We start from the raw sequence: 2,089 nt of genomic DNA on the forward strand, positions 1-2,089 counted from the left end.
ATTCAAGGGCATGATTAGTCAAGAAATTTCATCAAAAATGTCCGATGGTGAAGCGGAAGTATTTGTAAACTTTTTTGAAATATGCAATCCAAAAATTCCGATTATTAGTCAATTCGACACTGGTGACGTTATTTCATTAATAGAATCAGAAAACCTTTTAGTTCAATACCCTGATATTGAAGATTATGAGATAGACGAAGTGACTATTTTAGCTCGAATTATTTCTAATAATCCTTCTACTAGTGAAAAACCAATTTTCGATCCGTTAAAAGACTTTACTCAACTTTCCCAGCTCTAAAAATCAGCTGAGACTTTACAACAACACACGCTGCAGCTTCTAAAAAACAGAAGTTGACAGAAAAATGCACCTAACATCTGATATAATGAAAATGCAAACTAACAAAAATCAGACAGGAAAGGTGCATACCACTATGATAAACCAAAACAACCCATCTGAACAGATAAAAATTGCATTTTTAAAAGCTTTTAAGACATTGAAACTGGCGGGGTTACTCAGAGATTCCGGGATCCGCAAAGCACAAGGGATAAAAGTATCCGAAGTTTTCGAATTACTGTTACTCCTTGCGTTTCAGGGAAAAAATCTGTATCGCTACCTGGATTCAAAATATCAGGAAACAGCGGCATCCAAAAATACTTACTATCGTTTTTTGAATACCGCAACTTACAACTGGCGGCGGTTTCTGACCTCGCTGTCTGCTAAAGTCATTTCGTCATTCAGCCGGTTGACTCGTCCGGATCGGATTAAGGTTTTTGTTCTCGATGATTCGGTCCTCAGCCGGAACCGGAGTAAGCATGTCGAATTGCTGGCAAATCTCTATGATCACGCCAATCATCGTTTTATCAAAGGCTTTACCATGCTGGCGCTTGGCTGGACCGATGGTTACAGTTTTGTGCCCACCGATTTTGCGATGATGTCATCGGCCAGCCCCAAAAATCGGATACAGGAAGTTTCAGAAGCAATTGACAAACGCACCAGTGGTTACAAACGCCGTAGTGAAGCCGTGAAAAAGAAAACCGATGTTGCCGTTCAAATGATCAGAAATGCACTAAAGCAAGGTATTCAGGCAGAGTATGTCTTAATGGATACCTGGTTTACCCATGAACCGATGATTCGTGCCATTCTTGATGAGGGACTGGATGTTATTGGGATGGTCAAGCAGTTAAAACAACGTTATCACTACAAAGAAGGGGTTTATACCCTTCAAGAGTTGCGCAAACTCCTACCAGAACATACGCCCGAAAACCAGTTTGGATCCATCATTGTAAAAACGAAAAATGGGATCCCGGTTAAACTGGTTTTCGTCAGAAACCGCAATAATAAAAGAGATTGGCTGACGGTACTCAGTACCGATTTATCGCTCTCAGACGAAGAAATCATCCGCATTTACGGCAACCGGTGGGCAATAGAAGTCTTCTTCAAATCCACCAAGTCCCTGATGAAGCTTGGCACCGAATTTCAGGGGCGAAGCTATGACATGATGATCAGCCACACCACCATTGTTTTTACCCGATACATCCTGCTGGAATGGCTTCGCAGAAACGAAAATGATGATAAAACCTTGTGCGAATTATTCTTCAGGCTTTGTGATGACATCCAGGATATGGCACTCTCAACCGCTCTTCAAAGTTTGATGAGCTTATTTGTTGAACAATTGAATTCGGTAGGCTCTAGAAAGTCTACCCTGTTAAAAAATCAACTCCGGCAATGGATTGACTCTCAGGCCTTTTTTATAAAGGCTTTATTCGGTCAATTAAGCTGGGAAAGTTGAGGACTTTATAAAAATGAATAGGGAAATGCTAAGACAGTTTGCAAAAGAAAGACCTGACGGTATGAAAGAAATTTTTCACAATACGAATTATAGAAAGCTTGAAATAATTGCTATCTATCAATAACCAATTTTTAAAAAGTCAGCTAAACTGGCTTTTTTATTGTTCCTGATTAACTTCAACTATACTACCAAAGGAAATACTCCATAAGAATGAAATTAATTAAAACAGACCGTGATTAGCAATTGACAAACAATAACTCGCGAGTTATTATAATATAAACAGGGGGTGTGAGGTTTAT

At 39.3% G+C, this 2,089-nt stretch carries 2 protein-coding genes; both read left to right on the forward strand.

The annotated features are described in order from the left end of the window. Positions 1-298 (forward strand): hypothetical protein (locus BI182_RS00005; protein WP_502691623.1); only part of this gene is annotated, 298 nt, incomplete at its 5' end. Between the two features lie 133 nt (positions 299-431). After that, entirely contained in the window at positions 432-1,790 is a 1,359-nt protein-coding gene (locus tag BI182_RS00010; RefSeq protein WP_286804610.1) for an IS4 family transposase, read from the forward strand. Positions 1,791-2,089: the final 299 nt, after the last annotated feature.

It is taken from the genome of Acetobacterium sp. MES1, assembly GCF_002237635.1.
Classification (GTDB): Bacteria; Bacillota; Clostridia; order Eubacteriales; family Eubacteriaceae; genus Acetobacterium; species Acetobacterium wieringae.